The sequence below is a fragment of the Viridibacillus sp. NPDC096237 genome (assembly GCF_050278625.1).
GTDB lineage: Bacteria > Bacillota > Bacilli > Bacillales_A > Planococcaceae > Viridibacillus.
Window position 1 is genome coordinate 1 of the sequence record NZ_JBNNTI010000011.1, and the last position, 16,816, is coordinate 16,816.

Here is a 16,816-nt window from a genome sequence, read left to right on the forward strand (position 1 = left end):
CACGCCGCCAGCGTTCGTCCTGAGCCAGGATCAAACTCTCCATAAAAGTAGTTTGAAAGCTCATTAGCTTTGCTAGCGTATCATCCGAAGATGATGTCTATTTTTCGTTTTAACCCACCAACAAAGTTGATGTTTAAAACATTTATTGATTAACGTCTTGCATGTTCAGTTTTCAAGGTTCATTTTATCGTCGTTTCTTAGGCGACTTCAATATCTTATCATCATCTGTTTTCTTTGTCAAATACTTTTTTGAAAAAGTTTTTCGAGATGTTGTATTCATATTTTGTAGCACGTCTTAACGACATTTAATACTATACAACATCATATTTTAAAAATCAATAGTTTTTTCGAAATAACTTTATTATCTTTTTTCATCTATTACAAACAGCATAATACGAGCTATTATAATCACTCCCCCTATTACTTGAGTAAGCATTAGTTTTTCATCAAATATAATGCAGGCTAGAATACCGCTCCGATAGGTTCAAATAGAATCGCTATTGAAAGTCTATTTGTGCTCACCCATTTTAAGGACCAGTTGAAAAGATTATGTCCTAACAAATTAGGTACCACAGCTAATAATACAAACCAAAACCAATCAATTGCCGGATACGGACCAAAAGATTCCCTTTTATAAGAAAGATGAAAATAAAGTAATCGTACTAGCCGAATAGACAATCATTGTATAAGTCATTAAAGATAGTCTTTGTCGGATATCTTGTCCGAATAATAAATACCCGGTCACTAACGCACAAGCAACAAGCGCAAGCATATCACCAAAAAAAGCTGAACCACTTACCTTTAAATCCCCCAACTAATTAGTACGCAACCCATTATTACAATAAAACCAAATAACAGCGTTTTTTTAAAGCATTTTTTTCTTTAAAGAAGAAGTGCGTTTCGGCAAAAGCAAAGATAGGTTGTAAGGCAACAAGAACTGTCGAACTTGCTACCGAGATGTAACGTAATAATTCAAACCATAGAATAAAATGAAACGTAAAAAAAATACCGCAATAATTGAATATAGCCAATCTCTTCTTTTTAATTGGCATATTTCATAAAGAATAATGGAGACATAAATAAAACAAAGAAAAGCATTCGCTAAAAAGCTATGAACCAGAATTCGCATCAGCTACATGCTTAACTAAAATAGAAGAAGGCGAAACAGAAATGACACCTATGATAATCGGGATGTACGGATGGATAATTGGTTTTTCCAATAAGTCCACTCCTATAAAAAGTAAATTTTTCCACCTACATAGTGTACAATACGAATACTAGATGTGCCTCATTTTGATACGAGTGGTTGCTACGGGTAATATAAAAACTAAATTAGAGACTAAATTAGAGGAGGATTCTTAAATGGATTTTTTATTGGAGAATAATGTAACCCATGAAATGTTTATCAAGTTGATTGTTGCTGCAACGTTAAGTTTAGTGATCGGGATTGAAAGAGAGTTGAAGAGAAAACCCGTTGGACTTAAAACGAGCTTAGTAATTGCTACATTTAGTTGTTTACTAACAATCATTTCGATGGAATCTGTTTATAACGCTAAACCCGTACCGGGCATAAATGTCACAATGGATCCACTTCGCTTAGCCGCACAAATAGTTAGTGGAATTGGTTTTTTGGGTGCTGGAGTCATTTTGCGTAGAGGTAATGACAATATTAGCGGCTTAACAACTGCAGCTATGATTTGGGGGGCAGCAGGAATTGGTATCGCTGTTGGAGCTGGATTTTATGGGCAAGCTATTATCGCAGTAGTTATTATTATGATTGGCGTAGAAATCCTTGCTCCTATTTTTATGAAGTTCGGGCCAAAGCGTCTTCGTATGCGTGAAGTATCATTGAAAATATGCGTAAAAAATATACAAGATATCAATGATATATTACTATTTTTACAGAAGAATGATATGGACGTAGATAATATGCGTATTAAAGATATTCGTCTAGAGAATAATGAATTTAGGCATGAAGTTGATTTACGTTTTTCATCTCTTCCAAAAAAAGATACTATTTCATTATATAACAGCATTCACGAACAACCTTATATAGAAGAAATAGAAATAGAAATCCTGTCTTAGAGGAGGAATTTTATGGGTAATACTTGGAGTTTATTAAAGAAAGGAAATAAACCTTCGCTATTAGCGGCAATAGTCAATTTGTTTTTAGGCGTATTAAAAGGAGTAGCTTTCTTCTTTACCGGAAACGTTGCAATGTTCGCAGAAATGATGCATTCGTTAGGTGACTCCGCCAACCAATTCTTTGTATTTATCGGCTCTGCTTTATCTAAAAAAGCACCCACTCGACAATTCCCAACAGGCTTTGGTCGCGTTGTTAACTTAGTGTGTTTAGGAGCCGTTATTATAGTAGGAATATTATCTTATGAAACGATAAAAGAAGGTTGGCATCAAATTACACATCCAACTACTTCAAACGGGATGTGGATCAGTTTAAGCGTTTTGGCAATCGGTATTGTATTAGAAGGTATTGTATTAATGAAAGCTGCAAAGGAAATCCTCCATGATTCAAATGAGACAGCTACTATTTTTTCAGCCCTGCCGAAAGCCTTCGCCAATTTAAAAAGAGCGAAACCTGCAACAAAACTTGTCTTTATGGAAGATTTAGTTGCAACATTAGGTGGCATTTTAGCTTTTATAGCTGTAGTATTCGCACATTTCACTGGATTCTTACAAGTAGAAGGTATTGCTTCAATTCTAATTGGTCTTATGATGTTCTACGTTGTCGGTGTTGTATTCTTAGAAAATGCGCGTGGGGTTATTGGCGAAACGGATGAAGAAATGTTAAACCACATCGCCCATTTATTATGGGATGATAAAAATGTTCGAGATATCCAAAAGTTAGAAGTAGTAAAGGAAGGCGAGTTTTTACACGTAGAATGTCTTGCTGAGATTGACCCTACTCTCACTTTTGCTGAGGTGGATGATATTCGTGATTATTTGATGAAGATTTTATTATCTCAAAGCAAAGTTTCAAAAGTAACAATTGCCTTTGATGAAGATGATGGTATTACAAATTGGAACCACATTGATAATCACCCTGATATACTGAAGTAAACGAAAAGATTGGGACGTATTGTTGCCTGCACGTCAATAACATACTTCCCTTTGCTTCTCTTTTATACTTAACCCATCGAAAAGAGTGTTAAAAATGCAAAATACAATTCTAATTAGCGATATACACGGTGAACTTAAGAAGTTCCAAGACCTTTTAACTCTTGCGAATTATTCGTCAGATGAAGATCGATTAGTTTTACTTGGCGACTATATTGATCGAGGACCTGATTCTGCTGGTGTATTAGATTTAGTCATGAAATTACAGCGAAATGGTGCGATTGTTTTAATTGGCAATCACGAAAGTTTAATGGAAAAAGCATTTACTGAACAAACAGAATACGCATGGAAGCATTGGACAGAACGATGTGGAGGGAAAGAAACCTTACTTAGTTATGGCTTTTTTGAAGAAGAGATAAAAGGCATCAGTGAAGGTGAACATTTCATTGTTCCACAATTACAATCTGCCAAGCTTGATGAGCATTTGGCATTCATAAAAAATTTACATACTTATATAGAAGATGAAGATTATATATTTGTACATGCAGGTATTGACCCTAATATCCCTGTAAATGAAACTGAAAAAGAAACACTTATTTGGATTCGCGAAGAATTTCATAACGGATATACTGGCAAAAAAACAATAGTATTTGGACATACACCTACCTCTAATTTACATCAAAATGAAAATAATCATAATGTTTATTTTGGTCAAAATAATATCATCGGAATTGATGGAGGCGCAGTTTATGGCGGTCAATTAAATTGCCTAGAATTACCTAGTAAGAGCATTTGCTTTATTAAATAAAAACTCGTATGATTTTCAACATCACAACACACTCTAGCTGTAGGAGGAGGTGTTATGATGAGCGTTTTACAAAGAACGGCCTTATTTTTCACTATTATCGGTGCTTTAAATTGGGGTGTAATGGGCTTATTTCAATTTGATGTTGTCGCAAGTCTTTTTGGTGGACAAGCTAGTATTGTCTCTAGAATCGTCTATACTATCGTTGGAATTGCAGGACTTGTGAATTTAGGATTAATCTTCAAACCATCAGTAGAAATAGAGCGTTCTGAACCTCAAGTTGCTCGTACTATGTGATGATTAGTATACACAAAAAACCCCAAGAACATTAACATGCTCTTGGGGTTTACTTCTTAAGTCAACTATTATACCCAACCTCTGAAACGAGAAGCCTCAGCTGTTTTACGTACACCTACCATATAAGCTGCTAAACGCATATCGATACCACGCGTTGTTGCAACTGTATAGACATTATCAAATGCCTCAACCATTTTTTTAAGAAGTTTTTCATTCACTTCTTCTTCTGACCAGTAGTAGCCTTGGTTGTTTTGAACCCATTCAAAGTAAGAAACTGTAACACCGCCAGCACTTGCAAGTACGTCTGGTACTAGTAAAATGCCACGGTCATTTAAAATTTTAGTTGCTTCCGAAGTTGTCGGGCCATTTGCTGCTTCTACTACAATACTTGCACGTATATCATGTGCATTGTCCGAAGTGATTTGATTTTCAATCGCAGCAGGGACTAAAATATCACAATCTAGTTCAAGTAGTTCTTTATTTGAAATTGTATTTTCAAAAAGAGTTGTAACAGTACCAAAACTGTCACGACGATCTAATAAATAATCAATATCCAGACCTTCAGGGTCATGCAAAGCTCCTTGAGCATCAGAAATACCAATAACTTTAGCACCTAAATCACTCATAAATTTAGCTAGGAAACTACCTGCGTTACCAAAACCTTGGATAACAACACGTGCACCTTTAATATCAATGTTACGACGTTTAGCTGCTTCTTCAATCACAATTGTAACACCTTGCGCAGTTGCGCGGTCACGACCTTGTGAACCACCTAAAACAATAGGTTTACCTGTGATGAAACCTGGAGAGTTGAATTCATCAATACGACTGTATTCATCCATCATCCATGCCATGATTTGCGAGTTTGTGAAAACGTCTGGAGCAGGAATATCTTTTGTCGGTCCAACGAATTGACTAATAGCACGAACATAGCCACGGCTTAGTCTTTCAATTTCCCCCATAGACATTTGACGTGGGTCACAGATGATACCACCTTTACCACCGCCATAAGGTAAATCAACAATACCTGCTTTTAAAGTCATCCACATTGAAAGCGCTTTAACTTCATCTTCAGAAACTTGTGGATGGAAGCGCACTCCACCTTTTGTAGGACCTACTGCATCGTTATGTTGTGCACGGTAGCCTGTGAATACTTTCACTTTGCCATCATCCATTTTAATAGGTATACGTACTTCTAACATGCGTAATGGTTCTTTTAAAAGTTCATACATTCCTTCATCGTAGCCTAGCTTGTGAAGAGCTTCGTGAATAACCGCCTGTGTTGATGTAAACAGGTTAAGATTTTCTGCCATTTGATTTTCTCGCCTCTTTATTCATAATGTTTTTTATACTGTATATCGCAAACATTGTAACACAGTTCAAGTGATTGTGGGATATATTTCAGCTATTTTGTAAAGACTTTTTTTATTTTCTCAATTGCCCAATCTAATTCTGCTTTAGAAATAATTAGAGGTGGTGCAAAACGAATCACTGTATCATGTGTCTCTTTGCATAATAAACCTAGTGTCATCAACTTCTCACAGTATGGACGTGCTAATTCATTTAACTCCATTCCAATGAATAAACCACGACCTCTCACTTCTTTTATCGCATCATTATCAATTTTCTCCAGCTCATCCATGAAATAATTTCCTAGCTCTAAAGAACGATCAGCAAGCTTTTCTTCTTTTAATACGTTTAATGCTGCAATCGAAACAGCACAAGCAATTGGATTACCACCAAAAGTAGAGCCGTGTGAGCCTGGGTTATAGACACCTAAAATCTCTTTACTTGCGACAACACATGAAATCGGGAAAACTCCCCCACCTAGTGCTTTACCTAAAATGTACATATCTGGATTTACATCTTCCCATTCACATGCGAACATTTTCCCTGTACGCGCTAAGCCAGCTTGAATTTCATCTGCAATAAATAATACGTTATTTTCACGACACAACTCACGTGCAGCTTTTAAGTAACCTGCTGGCGGAATAACAATACCCGCTTCTCCTTGAATCGGTTCAACTAAAAATGCAGCAGTATTTGGAGTAATCGCAGCCTTTAAAGCTTCTAAATCGCCGTAATCTACTAATTTAATACCAGGAAGCATTGGTCCGAAGCCTCTTTTATACTCTGCTTCTGAAGATAGAGATACTGCCGTCATTGTACGGCCATGGAAGTTCCCATTGCATGCGATGATTTCTGCTTGACCCTCTGCTACTCCTTTTACATCATAAGCCCAACGTCTTGCTGCTTTAAATGCAGTCTCTACCGCTTCTGCACCAGTATTCATTGGCAATGCCATTTCTTTTCCCGTTACTTCACAAACTAACTCATACCATGGTCCAAGCTGATCACTATGGAAAGCACGAGACGTTAATGTCACACGATCAGCTTGATCTTTTAAAGCTTGAATAATTTTCGGATGGCGATGTCCTTGGTTTACAGCTGAATAAGCTGACAGCATATCCATAAATTTATTTCCTTCTGGATCCTTTACCCATACGCCTTCTGCTTCTGAAATAACGATTGGTAGTGGCAAATAGTTTGGTGCACCAAATGTTTCTGTTTGCTTAATAATCTCATGTGTCTTTGTCATTATATTTCCCCCTTTAATGTAACCTAGGCTTTCTAACGTCCATTATCCTCTTTCTATAAGGCAGACATTTTATAATATAGTCCGCCTTTTTTATCTTTCTATCTAAATCAATTCGGTACAGATTGATTAAAGAGTCTCAGAAGTTGTTTTTGCTTGCATATGCAATTGTAAGTAATCCGGTCCGCCTGCTTTAGAATCTGTCCCAGACATATTGAAACCTCCGAACGGTTGGTAACCTACGATTGCTCCTGTACAACCACGGTTAAAGTATAAATTTCCTACATGGAAATCTTCACGTGCTTTTTCTTGATGCATACGATTCTTTGTAATGACTGCACCTGTTAAGCCATATTCAGTATTATTTGCAATCGCTAATGCTTCATCGAAGTCTTTTGCTTTTGCAATAGCTACTACTGGTCCAAAGATTTCTTCCTTCATCACACGCGCTTCTGGTGTCACATCAGCGATTACTGTTGGATTAACGAAGTAGCCTTTTGAGTCATCTGCTGTGCCTCCAGCAACAATACGACCTTCTTCTTTACCAATTTCAATGTAGCCAGTAATTTTTTTGAATGCAGCAGCATCGATTACTGGCCCAGTGTAGTTTGATAAATCTGTTGGGTCTCCAACTGATAATCGTTTTGTCAATTCTTCAACACGAACTAACACTTCGTCGTATACATCTTCTACGATTACTGCTCTTGAGCATGCTGAACATTTTTGACCACTAAAGCCAAATGCTGATTTTACGATTGATTGTGCAGCTAGTTCTAAATCTGCTTCTTTATCAACTACTATAGTATCTTTACCGCCCATTTCAGCGATTACACGTTTTAGCCAAATTTGACCTTCATTTAATTTTGAAGCACGTTCGTTAATGCGTAAACCCACATCACGAGAACCAGTGAAGCTAATGAAGCGTGTTTTCGGATGATCTACTAAATAGTCTCCTACTTCTGCCCCTGATCCTGGAATGTAGTTAACAACACCTGCAGGTAATCCAGCTTCTTCAAGAATTTCTACGAATTTATAAGCAACTACTGGAGTCGTAGAAGCTGGTTTTAATAGTACTGTGTTCCCTGTTACTACGGCAGCCACTGTTGTACCTGCCATAATTGCAAATGGGAAGTTCCAAGGTGAAATGACTACTCCTACCCCTAACGGAATATAATCATAACGGTTAAATTCACCTGGTCGACTTTCAACTGGCTGACCGTCTTTTAGTCGTAACATTTGTCGACCATAATATTCTAAGAAGTCAATTGCTTCTGCTGTATCTGCATCTGCCTCATTCCAAGGCTTACCTGCTTCTTTCGTTAATAGTGCTGAAATCTCATGCTTTCGACGGCGAATAATTGCTGCTGCTTTGAATAAAACATCAGCACGGATTTCAGGTTTTACTTTCTTCCATGTATGAAAAGCTTCATCTGCTACTTGCATTGCTTTTTCAGCTAATTCTTTGTTAGCCTTTGAAACTGCGCCGATGACTTCTTCTTTATTTGCTGGATTATATGAAACGATTTGATCATTCGTTGTAGTACGTTCTCCACCGATGATTAACGGATATTCTTCCCCAAGATATCCTTCCACTTTTTTCAAAGCCTCTGAATACGCTATGTTGTTCTCTTCTTTAGAGAAATCTGTAAATGGTTCATGTTTGTACGGAATCATTTGTAATCCTCCTTTGTGATGTAGGCGCAAAAAATATTTGCATTTAGTTTTTGTTTACACTTATAATAATGCAAAAGATTGTTGCGTTTTTCAAGCAAAAAATATTTTAAATTATAAAAAAATTTCAAGGTGATAACATATGAAACCAATTGACAACGATTTAACGCCCTTTTACCGCCATGCAACAGAACACGCTTCTGTTGGCATTCATGCAGTTAATGCCCAAGGGCAAACGATTATTTATAACGAAAAAATGAAAGACATTGAGGGCCTGAACTTAAAAGAGGTTCAAGATCGGTCTATTTTAGAGCTCTTTCAATTTGAGCAAGAAGAAAGTACATTACTTCATGTACTTCAAACTGGCGAAAAAGTACTTAATGTCAAACAAACTTATTGGAACCATAATGGTCAAGAAATAACGACTATTAATGATACATTTCCTGTCTTTGAAAATGATGCATTGATTGGTGCTATCGAGTTTGCTCGTGATATTACTACACTTGAAAAGCTCGTTTACCAACCATTAAGACGTTACGGAGAACCCATTACGTTTGCGACTATTACCGCTGTTTCTCCGCCTATGAAATCAGTTATTCAAACAGCTGAAAAAGCTGCAACAGCAAGACTCCCAGTACTATTAATCGGTGAATCTGGAACTGGTAAGGATTTAATCGCAGAAGGCATTCATCATAACCTGGATCCTATTAATCAACACTTCATCACTATTTTTTGTCAGCGTTCAGATTCAGCCATTTTAGAAAAACTATATGAAAGTACAAATTCACTTCAAAATTGCACGATATTCTGTGAACGTATTGAATTTTTATCTTTAGCATTACAGGAAAAGTTATTACAGTTATTAGAAGAAAACCATATGAAAAATCATATGTTTATCGCTAGTATCGGTGGTGATCCTATAGATTTAATTGCCTCAGGACAACTGTTAAAAGAACTCTATTATTTTTTCGCAGCCGTCACGATTAATGTGCCACCATTACATTCAAGAAGGGAAGATATTAAGCCATTTATAGAGAATTCCCTGAAACGTCATCGCCAACGTTTCGGCTCTAATATTCAAGGCTTGTCTAATGAGGTAAATGAACTTTTCCACCTCTATGATTGGCCGGGGAATTTAAAGGAATTAGAGATTTTGCTTGAGGAAATTGTCTCAATGGTAACGACAGAAGAATTGATTACATTTGAAATGCTACCGCTTCACTTTAAATGGAAAGTGCAAGCATTGCGTGACTCTTCTCACGATGCCTCGTATTTTGTCGTACAAAATACGAAGGAACTACTACCACTTGATGAGTATTTACGTGAGGCGGAAGAATATTATTTGCAAAAAGCATTGAATATGTATGAGGGAAATATTACAAAAACAGCTAATGCCCTCGGAATGAGTAGACAAAATTTACAATACCGTATTAGAAAAATGAAGAAATAAAAAAAGAGTTCACATTCATGTGAACTCTTCAGACTGTAGACAAACTAGAGAAAATTCGAGTTTGTCTACGGTCTTTTTGATTTTAAAATAGATAATTCCGTTGATTTCCGCTACGGCGGGCGCTAAATCGCTTCGTCGCTACGCTCCTGCAGGGTCTTGGACTGTCCCGCTTTTCCCGCAGGAGTCGCCACCTCCGCTCCAATCAACTACACATATAATAAAAACAAATCTTCTGAGGTAACGGAAAATGATGGCGAGGAAAAATTATCCTGAAAAATTCAAATTGAAATGATGCTTTAAATCAACTAGTACCTCAAGAACATCTTGAGAGAAAAATTGAGGGTGCGCTGGATAACTTTAAGAGGTGGTCTTAAAAAGTTGTCCATGCAGGCGTTGCTTACTTTTTACTCTATAAATTTAAAGAAACTAGCCAATTAGACTTAGCAAACTCAGGATATGACCATTATGTATGCCTTTTGTCGACAAACTAAAGAGAGTTCACATTTAAGTGAACTCTCTTTTCAATTAACCTTTTATACCTGATTGGTCTATCCAATCTTGTAACTTTTCTTTTAATGAATTGAAACCAACTGCATCTTTTTCGTCAACACGCGCTTGTAAAGATTTTCTTGGTGCATTTTCTTTGCGTTTCATTGGTGGGCGTTCCTGCAGTGCACGAATAGATAAGCTGATTTTACTTGCATGTTCATCGATTTCAAGTACCTTTACTTGTACTTCCTGTCCAACCGATAAAAGATCTGCAATGTTTTTTACGAAGCCGTACGTAATTTCAGAAATATGCACAAGTCCTTGGGTATTTTCATCTAAAGCGACGAATGCACCATAGGGCTGTATTCCTGTTACCTTACCTGTTAACACATCTCCTACTACATATTTGTCTGCCATAAGCCCTTCCTACCTTCTGTAGCTATATATACACTATATTCATGTTAAATTATAACATAGTGGTATAGTACGGGCAAAAAATCACTTTGTTGGATTTAATGGTATACGCCATCCATTTTCTTCCTTCACCAATTGAAGGTCCAGTGTCTTTTCTCCATGTCTCTCTTTTCCTGACTGGAAAGTCCAAGTTACTAAACCTACTTTTCCATCTTCATAATCTGTTTCTGTATCTTGTATAAATAATACGCTTTTAAATTCTTCACTTAGTTTCTTTTTAGTTATAGTAGATTCCATTAGATTTTTACTCTGCCAGATTTGGTCTTTGACTAACTGTTTATTTAGTTGCCCATACGCCTCATTTTTTGCTAGTAATTCGTAAAACGATTCAAAATCATCCATTTGGATTGTATAAAAGTATAATCCTGCAATTTCAATTGCCTTTGCATTTTTTAAGATGGCTTGCTCGTGTTTCTTGGTAAAAAGACGATACAAATCTTGAACACGATTTTCAAATTCTACTGTGATATCTGTCGGCATTTCAAAATATGAACCGTCAAATTCTGGGCTATCAGTTTCTAGATTAATTTGATCTAAATAAAGCGCGTTATTTAAAGCTGATTCAACATCAGAAAAATCGAGATACTCCCATCTTGTAGAAGAGGTCCAATTCGATGCTTCAAATTCCTTAACGATGGGGTATAGATAAGATTTCGATGGCGTAGTGTACGGTCCATTCTTCAATAATATATCCCAAGCTTTACGATACACATCTTTTACTTTCCCGTTAGCGTCAAATACCGGCAATTGGTCTGAGCCTTTTATTAAATAGTAAGCCATATTGGTGTAGTAACCTTTATATACATCTAATAATCCTGTTTCTTCATCCTTGTAATTCATTGTGTTTTCAAATTTGACTAATATTTTTGCTGTTTCTTCTGGAGGAAACGCTAATGATCCACCTACAGTATAAGGTTCTCCATTCATCATCTCTAAATAGCCAAGCATTCTTTTTGGTATTACATTCTCTAATTGATAAATTACTGGCTTAGTATCGAAGCCAAATGTCAAGTCCGATTCAACTGATTTCAGGACTATATTTTGTTCCTCTGCCATTTGTAAGGCTTTCTGAAAATCTTCAGGTAATTGCTCTTTTTTTGCTAATATACCTTGAACATCTATTGCTCCACCTTTTTGCAAAGCTTTTAACTCATCATTATATTCGACTAGTAAGCTATTTAAATGCTCTTTTAATACAATCATTTTCGAGCGATAATTTTGCAGGCTTTCCGCAACAATATCTGAGGATTCTTCTTTAGATTGTTTAATTAGCGTTGAGATAAGATAAGTTGGAGGCATTATCTCTCTAATTAGTTGCTCGTATGCAAACTGTGAATACGTATTACCTATAGTTATCTCTGAGTATTTATTCTCCGCTTTATAAAATCTAAATTGGGCATCAGCTAATTGTACGAATCCCAATTCTTTAAAACTCTTTTCTGTCATATGCAACGATTCACGTGATTGCTCCCTATACTTTGGATACTCCTTTATTAACTCCTTTATTAACTCCTTATAACTGTCCTCAACTGGGTCTGTTTGTGGTGTTGGTGTTGGTATTTGTCCTTGTTTTAATTGATAATCATTACCGTAGAGCATAATTAGACTGATTATCCCGATGACAAAAAGACTTGCTACTCCAACAAGCCAAATTGGTAAGTTTCTTGACTTACTATATGCAGGTTTTTCTATTATCACGTTTTGTTGCTCTATCTTGATTTGTTCCAAAACTTCTTGTTGTTGAAATTTTGATGGCACCTTGTCATACGATTTTTTCAGTAACTTCATTCGGTCTTCGAATTTTTTATCGTCCACTTTTGACACCCCCGTTCTTTGATAGCACTTTTTTAAGTTGCTCTTTAGCACGTAGAAGCCGTGTTTTGACTGTTGATAACGGTGTATTTAATACTTCTGCAATTTGTTCGTATGTTAGTTCATGAAAATAATAGAGCACAATGGGATGGCGATATTTCTCAGCAAGTTGTAAGATAGCTTGATGTAGTTCCTGGTCCTCTTCAAAGACTAAAATTTGTTCTTCAGCTGAAGGTGTGTATGTATGGTTCGAACTATTTAGTGTAAATTTCTGTTCCTTCGCCACTTCTCGTGATTCCTTACGATAATAGTCTCGTGTCGCATTTAAGGTGATTTTATATAGCCAAGTTGTGAATTTCTCATGATTAAATTGGTGTAAAAAGCGATATAGCTTTATAAATACTTCTTGGGTGACATCTGGTATGTCGTGTGTATGAACACCACACTGAAAAGCAAACTTTTCAACAGTTCGATGATGTAATTGTATAAGTATGCTATATGACACCAAATCACCACTTTGAGCTTTGGTGATTAGTTCCTTTTCTGTCATTATTCCCCCTCACTCTCTGTTGTTCTGTATGTGATACGACCGAATTTTCAATTTTGTTTCACAAAAATTCTATACTTTTTCTAATTGACTGATGTAGAATAGAACAATCCTTACTAAAAGGAGGACATAAAAAGTGTCAAACAGGGATCAATTTGCGTCAAAGATAGGATTTATTTTAGCGGCAGCTGGTAGCGCTATCGGTTTAGGAGCTATTTGGAAGTTTCCGTATATGGCTGGTACTAATGGCGGTAGTGTCTTTATATTGCTATTTATATTATGTACATTGATTATTGGCCTGCCTATATTAGTGGCTGAGTTTATGATTGGACGACGTGGTCAAACGGATGCTGTTTCCTCATTTAAAAAACAAGCTCCAGGTACACGTTGGTTTTTAACGGGTTGGGCAGGTTTTATATTTTCTGCTATCATCTTATCCTTCTACAGTGTTGTTGGAGGATGGATATTAAGTTATATTATCCGTGCAATTTCTTTTGAATTATCTGGTGGTGGAGAAGATTATTATGCTGAGCTATTTGGCTCTATTACATCTAATCCCTGGGAAGTTGTCATTGCCCAAGGCGTATTCTTATTCCTAACAGTCTGGATTGTTCAAGGTGGCGTGAAAAACGGGATTGAAAAAGCAAGCAAATGGATGATGCCATTACTATTCATCTTCTTTATCGTATTAGTTGTCCGTTCTTTAACATTGGACGGTGCTATTGAGGGCATTAAATTTATGTTCGTACCTGACTGGTCCTATTTCACTGGTAAAACATTATTGATGGCTTTAGGACAAGCATTCTTCTCATTAAGTGTTGGGGTTGCGGCTATGCTTACCTATGCTTCTTACTTATCAAAAGGAACTAAAATAGGTAGCTCTGCAATGAATGTTGCTTGGATGAATATTGGTATTTCACTATTAGCAGGCTTAGTAATCTTCCCTGCCGTGTTTGCATTAGGTTACTCACCTGATCAAGGACCAGGCCTTGTCTTTATCATTATTCCTGCTGTATTTCAGCAAATTCCTTTTGGATCAGTGTTTATGATTATTTTCTTTATCTTACTATTATTCGCCACAGTGACATCTGCAATTGCTATGTTAGAAATTGTTGTAGCAACTGCGATGGGTTCAAAATATGATAAACGTAAGCAATATTCATGGTTATGCGGCTTGGGGATTTTCATCGTGGGCATTCCTAGTGCGTTATCTTTTGGTGTATTGTCCGATATTAAAATTTTCGGTCTATCGATTTTCGATTCAGCTGATTTCCTTACGAATAATATTGGTATGCCAATTGGAGCGTTACTTGTTGCAATTTTCGCAGGTTATAAAATTTCGAAAGCAGACGCTGCTGCTGAATTGAATACAAAAGATTGGATATTCAAAACTTGGCGTATACTCGTTCGCTTCGTCGCTCCAATTGCTATTATTATTGTCTTTATCCAAAGCGTATTCTTTAGATAAACGTCATTTTTTTGTCACTTACGATAGAATTCCTTCGCTCAAGCCGTGTTATAATTTTATTACAATTATTGTAGACGATTTGAAAGGAGTGCTTTATTTATTATGATGAATCAAGATTTTCATACTCAACTTCGCCAACTTCGTGGTGAACGTAATATTTCACTCGAGGAATTATCTTTACAAGTTCGTGTTAGTGCAGAGAAACTAGGGCGCTATGAATCTGGAGAAGATGTCCCTTCAATTGAGACAATTTTCAAACTTTCAAATGCATTGGAAGTACCGTTATCTAACTTAACGGACGGTTTACAATTTCATTAAGTAAAAAAGCCTTATTGCTCGATTTTCATCGATCAATAAGGCTTTTTGGTTTTATACGATGCATTTTGCTTCGAATTTTACGGCCAATAACTTATAAGAAATTTCGATACATTTTTCGATAGGAATCCATCTTTCGAATGATTGCTCATAAATTTCTTGAATTTTCTTACCTAGTACAGTTGGATCATCGATATGCTGTAATTCCGCTACGACATCGGCTGCTTCCGTATCATAAGTGAAATCACCCATTTTAAACGGGTCCCACTCTTCAAGGATGTGGACAGCCTTTTTATTCATTGCAATATTCTCCATATTTTTTCACCTAATTACTTTTCATCTTTAAAGGTTATGATAACATAGAAATAAAAAAAGGAAAGAGGGATATGCTTGAATAGATTTGATCAAAAGATTAATAGGCGAAATACAAACTCATTAAAATGGGATATGATGGAGACAATTTACCAAATTGAAGATGCTTCAACTATTCTACCAATGTGGGTTGCAGATATGGATTTCGCTGCTCCTGAAGTTGTAATTAAAGCAATTCGTGAGCGTTTGGAAAACCCCGTACTAGGTTATGCAGTCGCAGATGATTCTACAACAGCGACGTTCGTCAATTGGGTTGCAAAACGACATAATTGGACAATTGAAAAAGATTGGGTGCTCTATCATAGTGGTGTTGTCCCTGCTATTGGATCAATTATTGAAACTTATACAAAACCCAAAGACAAGATTTTAATCACACCTCCTGTTTATCCTCCATTTACTAATGTCCCTATTGCGTTAAAACGTGAAATGGAAGAGTGTTTAATGATAGAGAAAGATGGTCATTATTCATTAGATTTTGAAGCCTTCGAAAAAAGTGCAGCAAAAGACAATGTAAAGTTATTCATTTTATGTAACCCACATAATCCGGGAGGGATCGTCTGGAGTGAAAATGACCTAAGAGAAATGCTTAGAATATGCGCTAAATACGATGTACTCATTTTGTCAGACGAAATTCACGCTGATTTAATACTGGATGGACATAAGCATATTCCTCTCGCAAAAATTGCTGGTGAAGAAGCTGCTCGTGTCATTACTTGTATGGCACCAACGAAAACATTCAACTTAGCTGGTGTACAAGTTGCTATGATGATTGTTTCTGACGATGCTATGCGTAATAAACTTGCTCAAAACGCTTTTTCTCATGGTCAAATGGGACCTAATATCTTTGCCATTGATGCTATGAAAGCCGTATATACTGAAGGTGAAGAATGGTTAACTGACTTATTGGATTATATTTCAGGTAATATGGACCTTGTTCTTGAGCAGATTCCAGTTGCTGTTCCTGGCATTAAAATCGCAAAACCTCAAGGTACATACTTGTTATGGATTGATTATCGTGAAACGGGGTTAGAAGAAGAAGAGGTAATGGAACGATTATTACATACAGGTAAACTTGCTTTGGATCCAGGCTCTAAATACGGAGATTCAGGTCGAGGATTCCTTCGTATGAATGTAGCTTGTTCAAGAGCTACACTACAAGATGGTATTAAAAGATTTATAAAATCATTTAAGTAGATAAAGAAAAACCAGTCGAAACTAATTCGACTGGTTTTGTTTTGCTTCTTTTTGACGATGTTGAAGAATTTCTTCTTCTAGCATTTTTGTTTTAAGCTCTTGTTTTTTTGCCATTTTCTTTACTGCGTAAAAAACAGCTATACATAGAACTAAAATAATTGCAAATTCGATTGCTGCTGGAAGATACTCCGATTTGTCTTCAGGAAAATAGAGAAACTCATTTAATACCCAAGTTTTCATCTGAGAACACT

At 36.4% G+C, this 16,816-nt stretch carries 16 protein-coding genes and 1 pseudogene; 8 read left to right on the top strand and 9 right to left on the bottom strand.

Annotated features, from left to right (window positions below; translation table 11 throughout):
• Positions 1 to 335: 335 nt before the first annotated feature.
• Positions 336 to 1,220 (bottom strand): annotated as a pseudogene (locus ACQKMD_RS08500) (DMT family transporter).
• Between the two features lie 142 nt (positions 1,221 to 1,362).
• On the opposite strand from ACQKMD_RS08500, the gene ACQKMD_RS08505 reads away from it, so the two are divergent.
• The 4 genes from ACQKMD_RS08505 to ACQKMD_RS08520 all read left to right on the top strand — a co-directional run bounded on the left by ACQKMD_RS08505 (position 1,363) and on the right by ACQKMD_RS08520 (position 4,177).
• The gene (locus ACQKMD_RS08505; protein WP_427751138.1) at positions 1,363 to 2,085 is read left to right on the top strand and encodes an MgtC/SapB family protein; all 723 of its coding nucleotides are present in this window, start codon (positions 1,363 to 1,365) and stop codon (positions 2,083 to 2,085) included.
• Positions 2,086 to 2,097: 12 nt separating this feature from the next.
• Positions 2,098 to 3,078 carry a cation diffusion facilitator family transporter gene (locus ACQKMD_RS08510; protein ID WP_427751140.1) on the top strand — a complete coding sequence of 327 codons (981 nt, stop codon included), beginning with the start codon at positions 2,098 to 2,100 and terminating at the stop codon, positions 3,076 to 3,078.
• A 94-nt stretch (positions 3,079 to 3,172) separates the two neighbouring features.
• Positions 3,173 to 3,883 (top strand): metallophosphoesterase family protein, encoded by a 711-nt coding sequence (locus tag ACQKMD_RS08515; protein ID WP_427751141.1) that lies wholly within the window; start codon positions 3,173 to 3,175, stop codon positions 3,881 to 3,883.
• A gap of 57 nt (positions 3,884 to 3,940) precedes the next feature.
• The gene (locus tag ACQKMD_RS08520) at positions 3,941 to 4,177 is read left to right on the top strand and encodes a DUF378 domain-containing protein (protein ID WP_427751292.1); all 237 of its coding nucleotides are present in this window, start codon (positions 3,941 to 3,943) and stop codon (positions 4,175 to 4,177) included.
• A gap of 68 nt (positions 4,178 to 4,245) precedes the next feature.
• Here ACQKMD_RS08520 and ACQKMD_RS08525 read toward each other — a convergent pair whose 3' ends face one another.
• The 3 genes from ACQKMD_RS08525 to pruA all read right to left on the bottom strand — a co-directional run bounded on the left by ACQKMD_RS08525 (position 4,246) and on the right by pruA (position 8,447).
• Positions 4,246 to 5,490 carry a Glu/Leu/Phe/Val family dehydrogenase gene (locus ACQKMD_RS08525; protein ID WP_427751143.1) on the bottom strand — a complete coding sequence of 415 codons (1,245 nt, stop codon included), beginning with the start codon at positions 5,488 to 5,490 and terminating at the stop codon, positions 4,246 to 4,248.
• A 92-nt stretch (positions 5,491 to 5,582) separates the two neighbouring features.
• Positions 5,583 to 6,776, bottom strand: a complete 1,194-nt coding sequence (locus ACQKMD_RS08530; protein WP_427751144.1) for an ornithine--oxo-acid transaminase — start codon at positions 6,774 to 6,776, stop codon at positions 5,583 to 5,585.
• 126 nt (positions 6,777 to 6,902) lie between these two features.
• Positions 6,903 to 8,447, bottom strand: a complete 1,545-nt coding sequence (gene pruA, locus ACQKMD_RS08535; RefSeq protein WP_427751146.1) for an L-glutamate gamma-semialdehyde dehydrogenase — start codon at positions 8,445 to 8,447, stop codon at positions 6,903 to 6,905.
• Between the two features lie 139 nt (positions 8,448 to 8,586).
• Here pruA and ACQKMD_RS08540 point away from each other — a divergent pair, with 139 nt between their 5' ends.
• Positions 8,587 to 9,894, top strand: a complete 1,308-nt coding sequence (locus tag ACQKMD_RS08540) for a sigma 54-interacting transcriptional regulator (protein ID WP_427751148.1) — start codon at positions 8,587 to 8,589, stop codon at positions 9,892 to 9,894.
• Positions 9,895 to 10,419: 525 nt separating this feature from the next.
• Here ACQKMD_RS08540 and yugI read toward each other — a convergent pair.
• The 3 genes from yugI to ACQKMD_RS08555 all read right to left on the bottom strand — a co-directional run bounded on the left by yugI (position 10,420) and on the right by ACQKMD_RS08555 (position 13,219).
• A complete protein-coding gene (yugI, locus tag ACQKMD_RS08545) occupies positions 10,420 to 10,800 on the bottom strand; it encodes a S1 domain-containing post-transcriptional regulator GSP13 (protein WP_427751150.1) in 381 nt (126 codons plus the stop codon).
• A gap of 81 nt (positions 10,801 to 10,881) precedes the next feature.
• On the bottom strand, positions 10,882 to 12,672 hold the full coding sequence (locus tag ACQKMD_RS08550; protein WP_427751152.1) for a hypothetical protein: 1,791 nt from the start codon (positions 12,670 to 12,672) through the stop codon (positions 10,882 to 10,884).
• On the bottom strand, positions 12,662 to 13,219 hold the full coding sequence (locus ACQKMD_RS08555; RefSeq protein WP_427751153.1) for an RNA polymerase sigma factor: 558 nt from the start codon (positions 13,217 to 13,219) through the stop codon (positions 12,662 to 12,664). Before ACQKMD_RS08555 ends, ACQKMD_RS08550 begins: the two co-directional genes overlap by 11 nt.
• A 133-nt stretch (positions 13,220 to 13,352) precedes the next feature.
• Here ACQKMD_RS08555 and ACQKMD_RS08560 point away from each other — a divergent pair, with 133 nt between their 5' ends.
• Positions 13,353 to 14,684, top strand: a complete 1,332-nt coding sequence (locus ACQKMD_RS08560) for a sodium-dependent transporter (protein ID WP_427751155.1) — start codon at positions 13,353 to 13,355, stop codon at positions 14,682 to 14,684.
• Positions 14,685 to 14,786: 102 nt separating this feature from the next.
• Positions 14,787 to 15,002 carry a helix-turn-helix domain-containing protein gene (locus tag ACQKMD_RS08565; RefSeq protein WP_427751157.1) on the top strand — a complete coding sequence of 72 codons (216 nt, stop codon included), beginning with the start codon at positions 14,787 to 14,789 and terminating at the stop codon, positions 15,000 to 15,002.
• Between the two features lie 51 nt (positions 15,003 to 15,053).
• Here the strand turns inward: ACQKMD_RS08565 and ACQKMD_RS08570 are convergent, their stop codons facing one another.
• Complete coding sequence (locus ACQKMD_RS08570; protein WP_427751158.1) at positions 15,054 to 15,314, bottom strand: DUF1871 family protein; 261 nt, start codon at positions 15,312 to 15,314, stop codon at positions 15,054 to 15,056.
• Between the two features lie 75 nt (positions 15,315 to 15,389).
• Here ACQKMD_RS08570 and ACQKMD_RS08575 point away from each other — a divergent pair, with 75 nt between their 5' ends.
• Positions 15,390 to 16,565, top strand: coding sequence for a MalY/PatB family protein (locus ACQKMD_RS08575; protein WP_427751160.1), 1,176 nt, complete (start codon positions 15,390 to 15,392; stop codon positions 16,563 to 16,565).
• A gap of 21 nt (positions 16,566 to 16,586) precedes the next feature.
• Here the strand turns inward: ACQKMD_RS08575 and ACQKMD_RS08580 are convergent, their stop codons facing one another.
• Complete coding sequence (locus ACQKMD_RS08580) at positions 16,587 to 16,805, bottom strand: hypothetical protein (protein WP_427751162.1); 219 nt, start codon at positions 16,803 to 16,805, stop codon at positions 16,587 to 16,589.
• Between the last annotated feature and the right edge of the window lie 11 nt (positions 16,806 to 16,816).

Excerpts from the sequence above, each read along its gene's own strand:
- ACQKMD_RS08505 (WP_427751138.1), top strand. The coding sequence starts at position 1,363 with ATGGATTTTTTATTGGAGAATAATGTAACCCATGAAATGTTTATCAAG.
- ACQKMD_RS08510 (WP_427751140.1), top strand. The coding sequence starts at position 2,098 with ATGGGTAATACTTGGAGTTTATTAAAGAAAGGAAATAAACCTTCGCTA.
- ACQKMD_RS08515 (WP_427751141.1), top strand. The coding sequence starts at position 3,173 with ATGCAAAATACAATTCTAATTAGCGATATACACGGTGAACTTAAGAAG.
- ACQKMD_RS08520 (WP_427751292.1), top strand. The coding sequence starts at position 3,941 with ATGAGCGTTTTACAAAGAACGGCCTTATTTTTCACTATTATCGGTGCT.
- ACQKMD_RS08525 (WP_427751143.1), bottom strand. The coding sequence starts at position 5,490 with ATGGCAGAAAATCTTAACCTGTTTACATCAACACAGGCGGTTATTCAC.
- ACQKMD_RS08530 (WP_427751144.1), bottom strand. The coding sequence starts at position 6,776 with ATGACAAAGACACATGAGATTATTAAGCAAACAGAAACATTTGGTGCA.
- pruA (WP_427751146.1), bottom strand. The coding sequence starts at position 8,447 with ATGATTCCGTACAAACATGAACCATTTACAGATTTCTCTAAAGAAGAG.
- ACQKMD_RS08540 (WP_427751148.1), top strand. The coding sequence starts at position 8,587 with ATGAAACCAATTGACAACGATTTAACGCCCTTTTACCGCCATGCAACA.
- yugI (WP_427751150.1), bottom strand. The coding sequence starts at position 10,800 with ATGGCAGACAAATATGTAGTAGGAGATGTGTTAACAGGTAAGGTAACA.
- ACQKMD_RS08555 (WP_427751153.1), bottom strand. The coding sequence starts at position 13,219 with ATGACAGAAAAGGAACTAATCACCAAAGCTCAAAGTGGTGATTTGGTG.
- ACQKMD_RS08565 (WP_427751157.1), top strand. The coding sequence starts at position 14,787 with ATGATGAATCAAGATTTTCATACTCAACTTCGCCAACTTCGTGGTGAA.
- ACQKMD_RS08570 (WP_427751158.1), bottom strand. The coding sequence starts at position 15,314 with ATGGAGAATATTGCAATGAATAAAAAGGCTGTCCACATCCTTGAAGAG.
- ACQKMD_RS08580 (WP_427751162.1), bottom strand. The coding sequence starts at position 16,805 with ATGAAAACTTGGGTATTAAATGAGTTTCTCTATTTTCCTGAAGACAAA.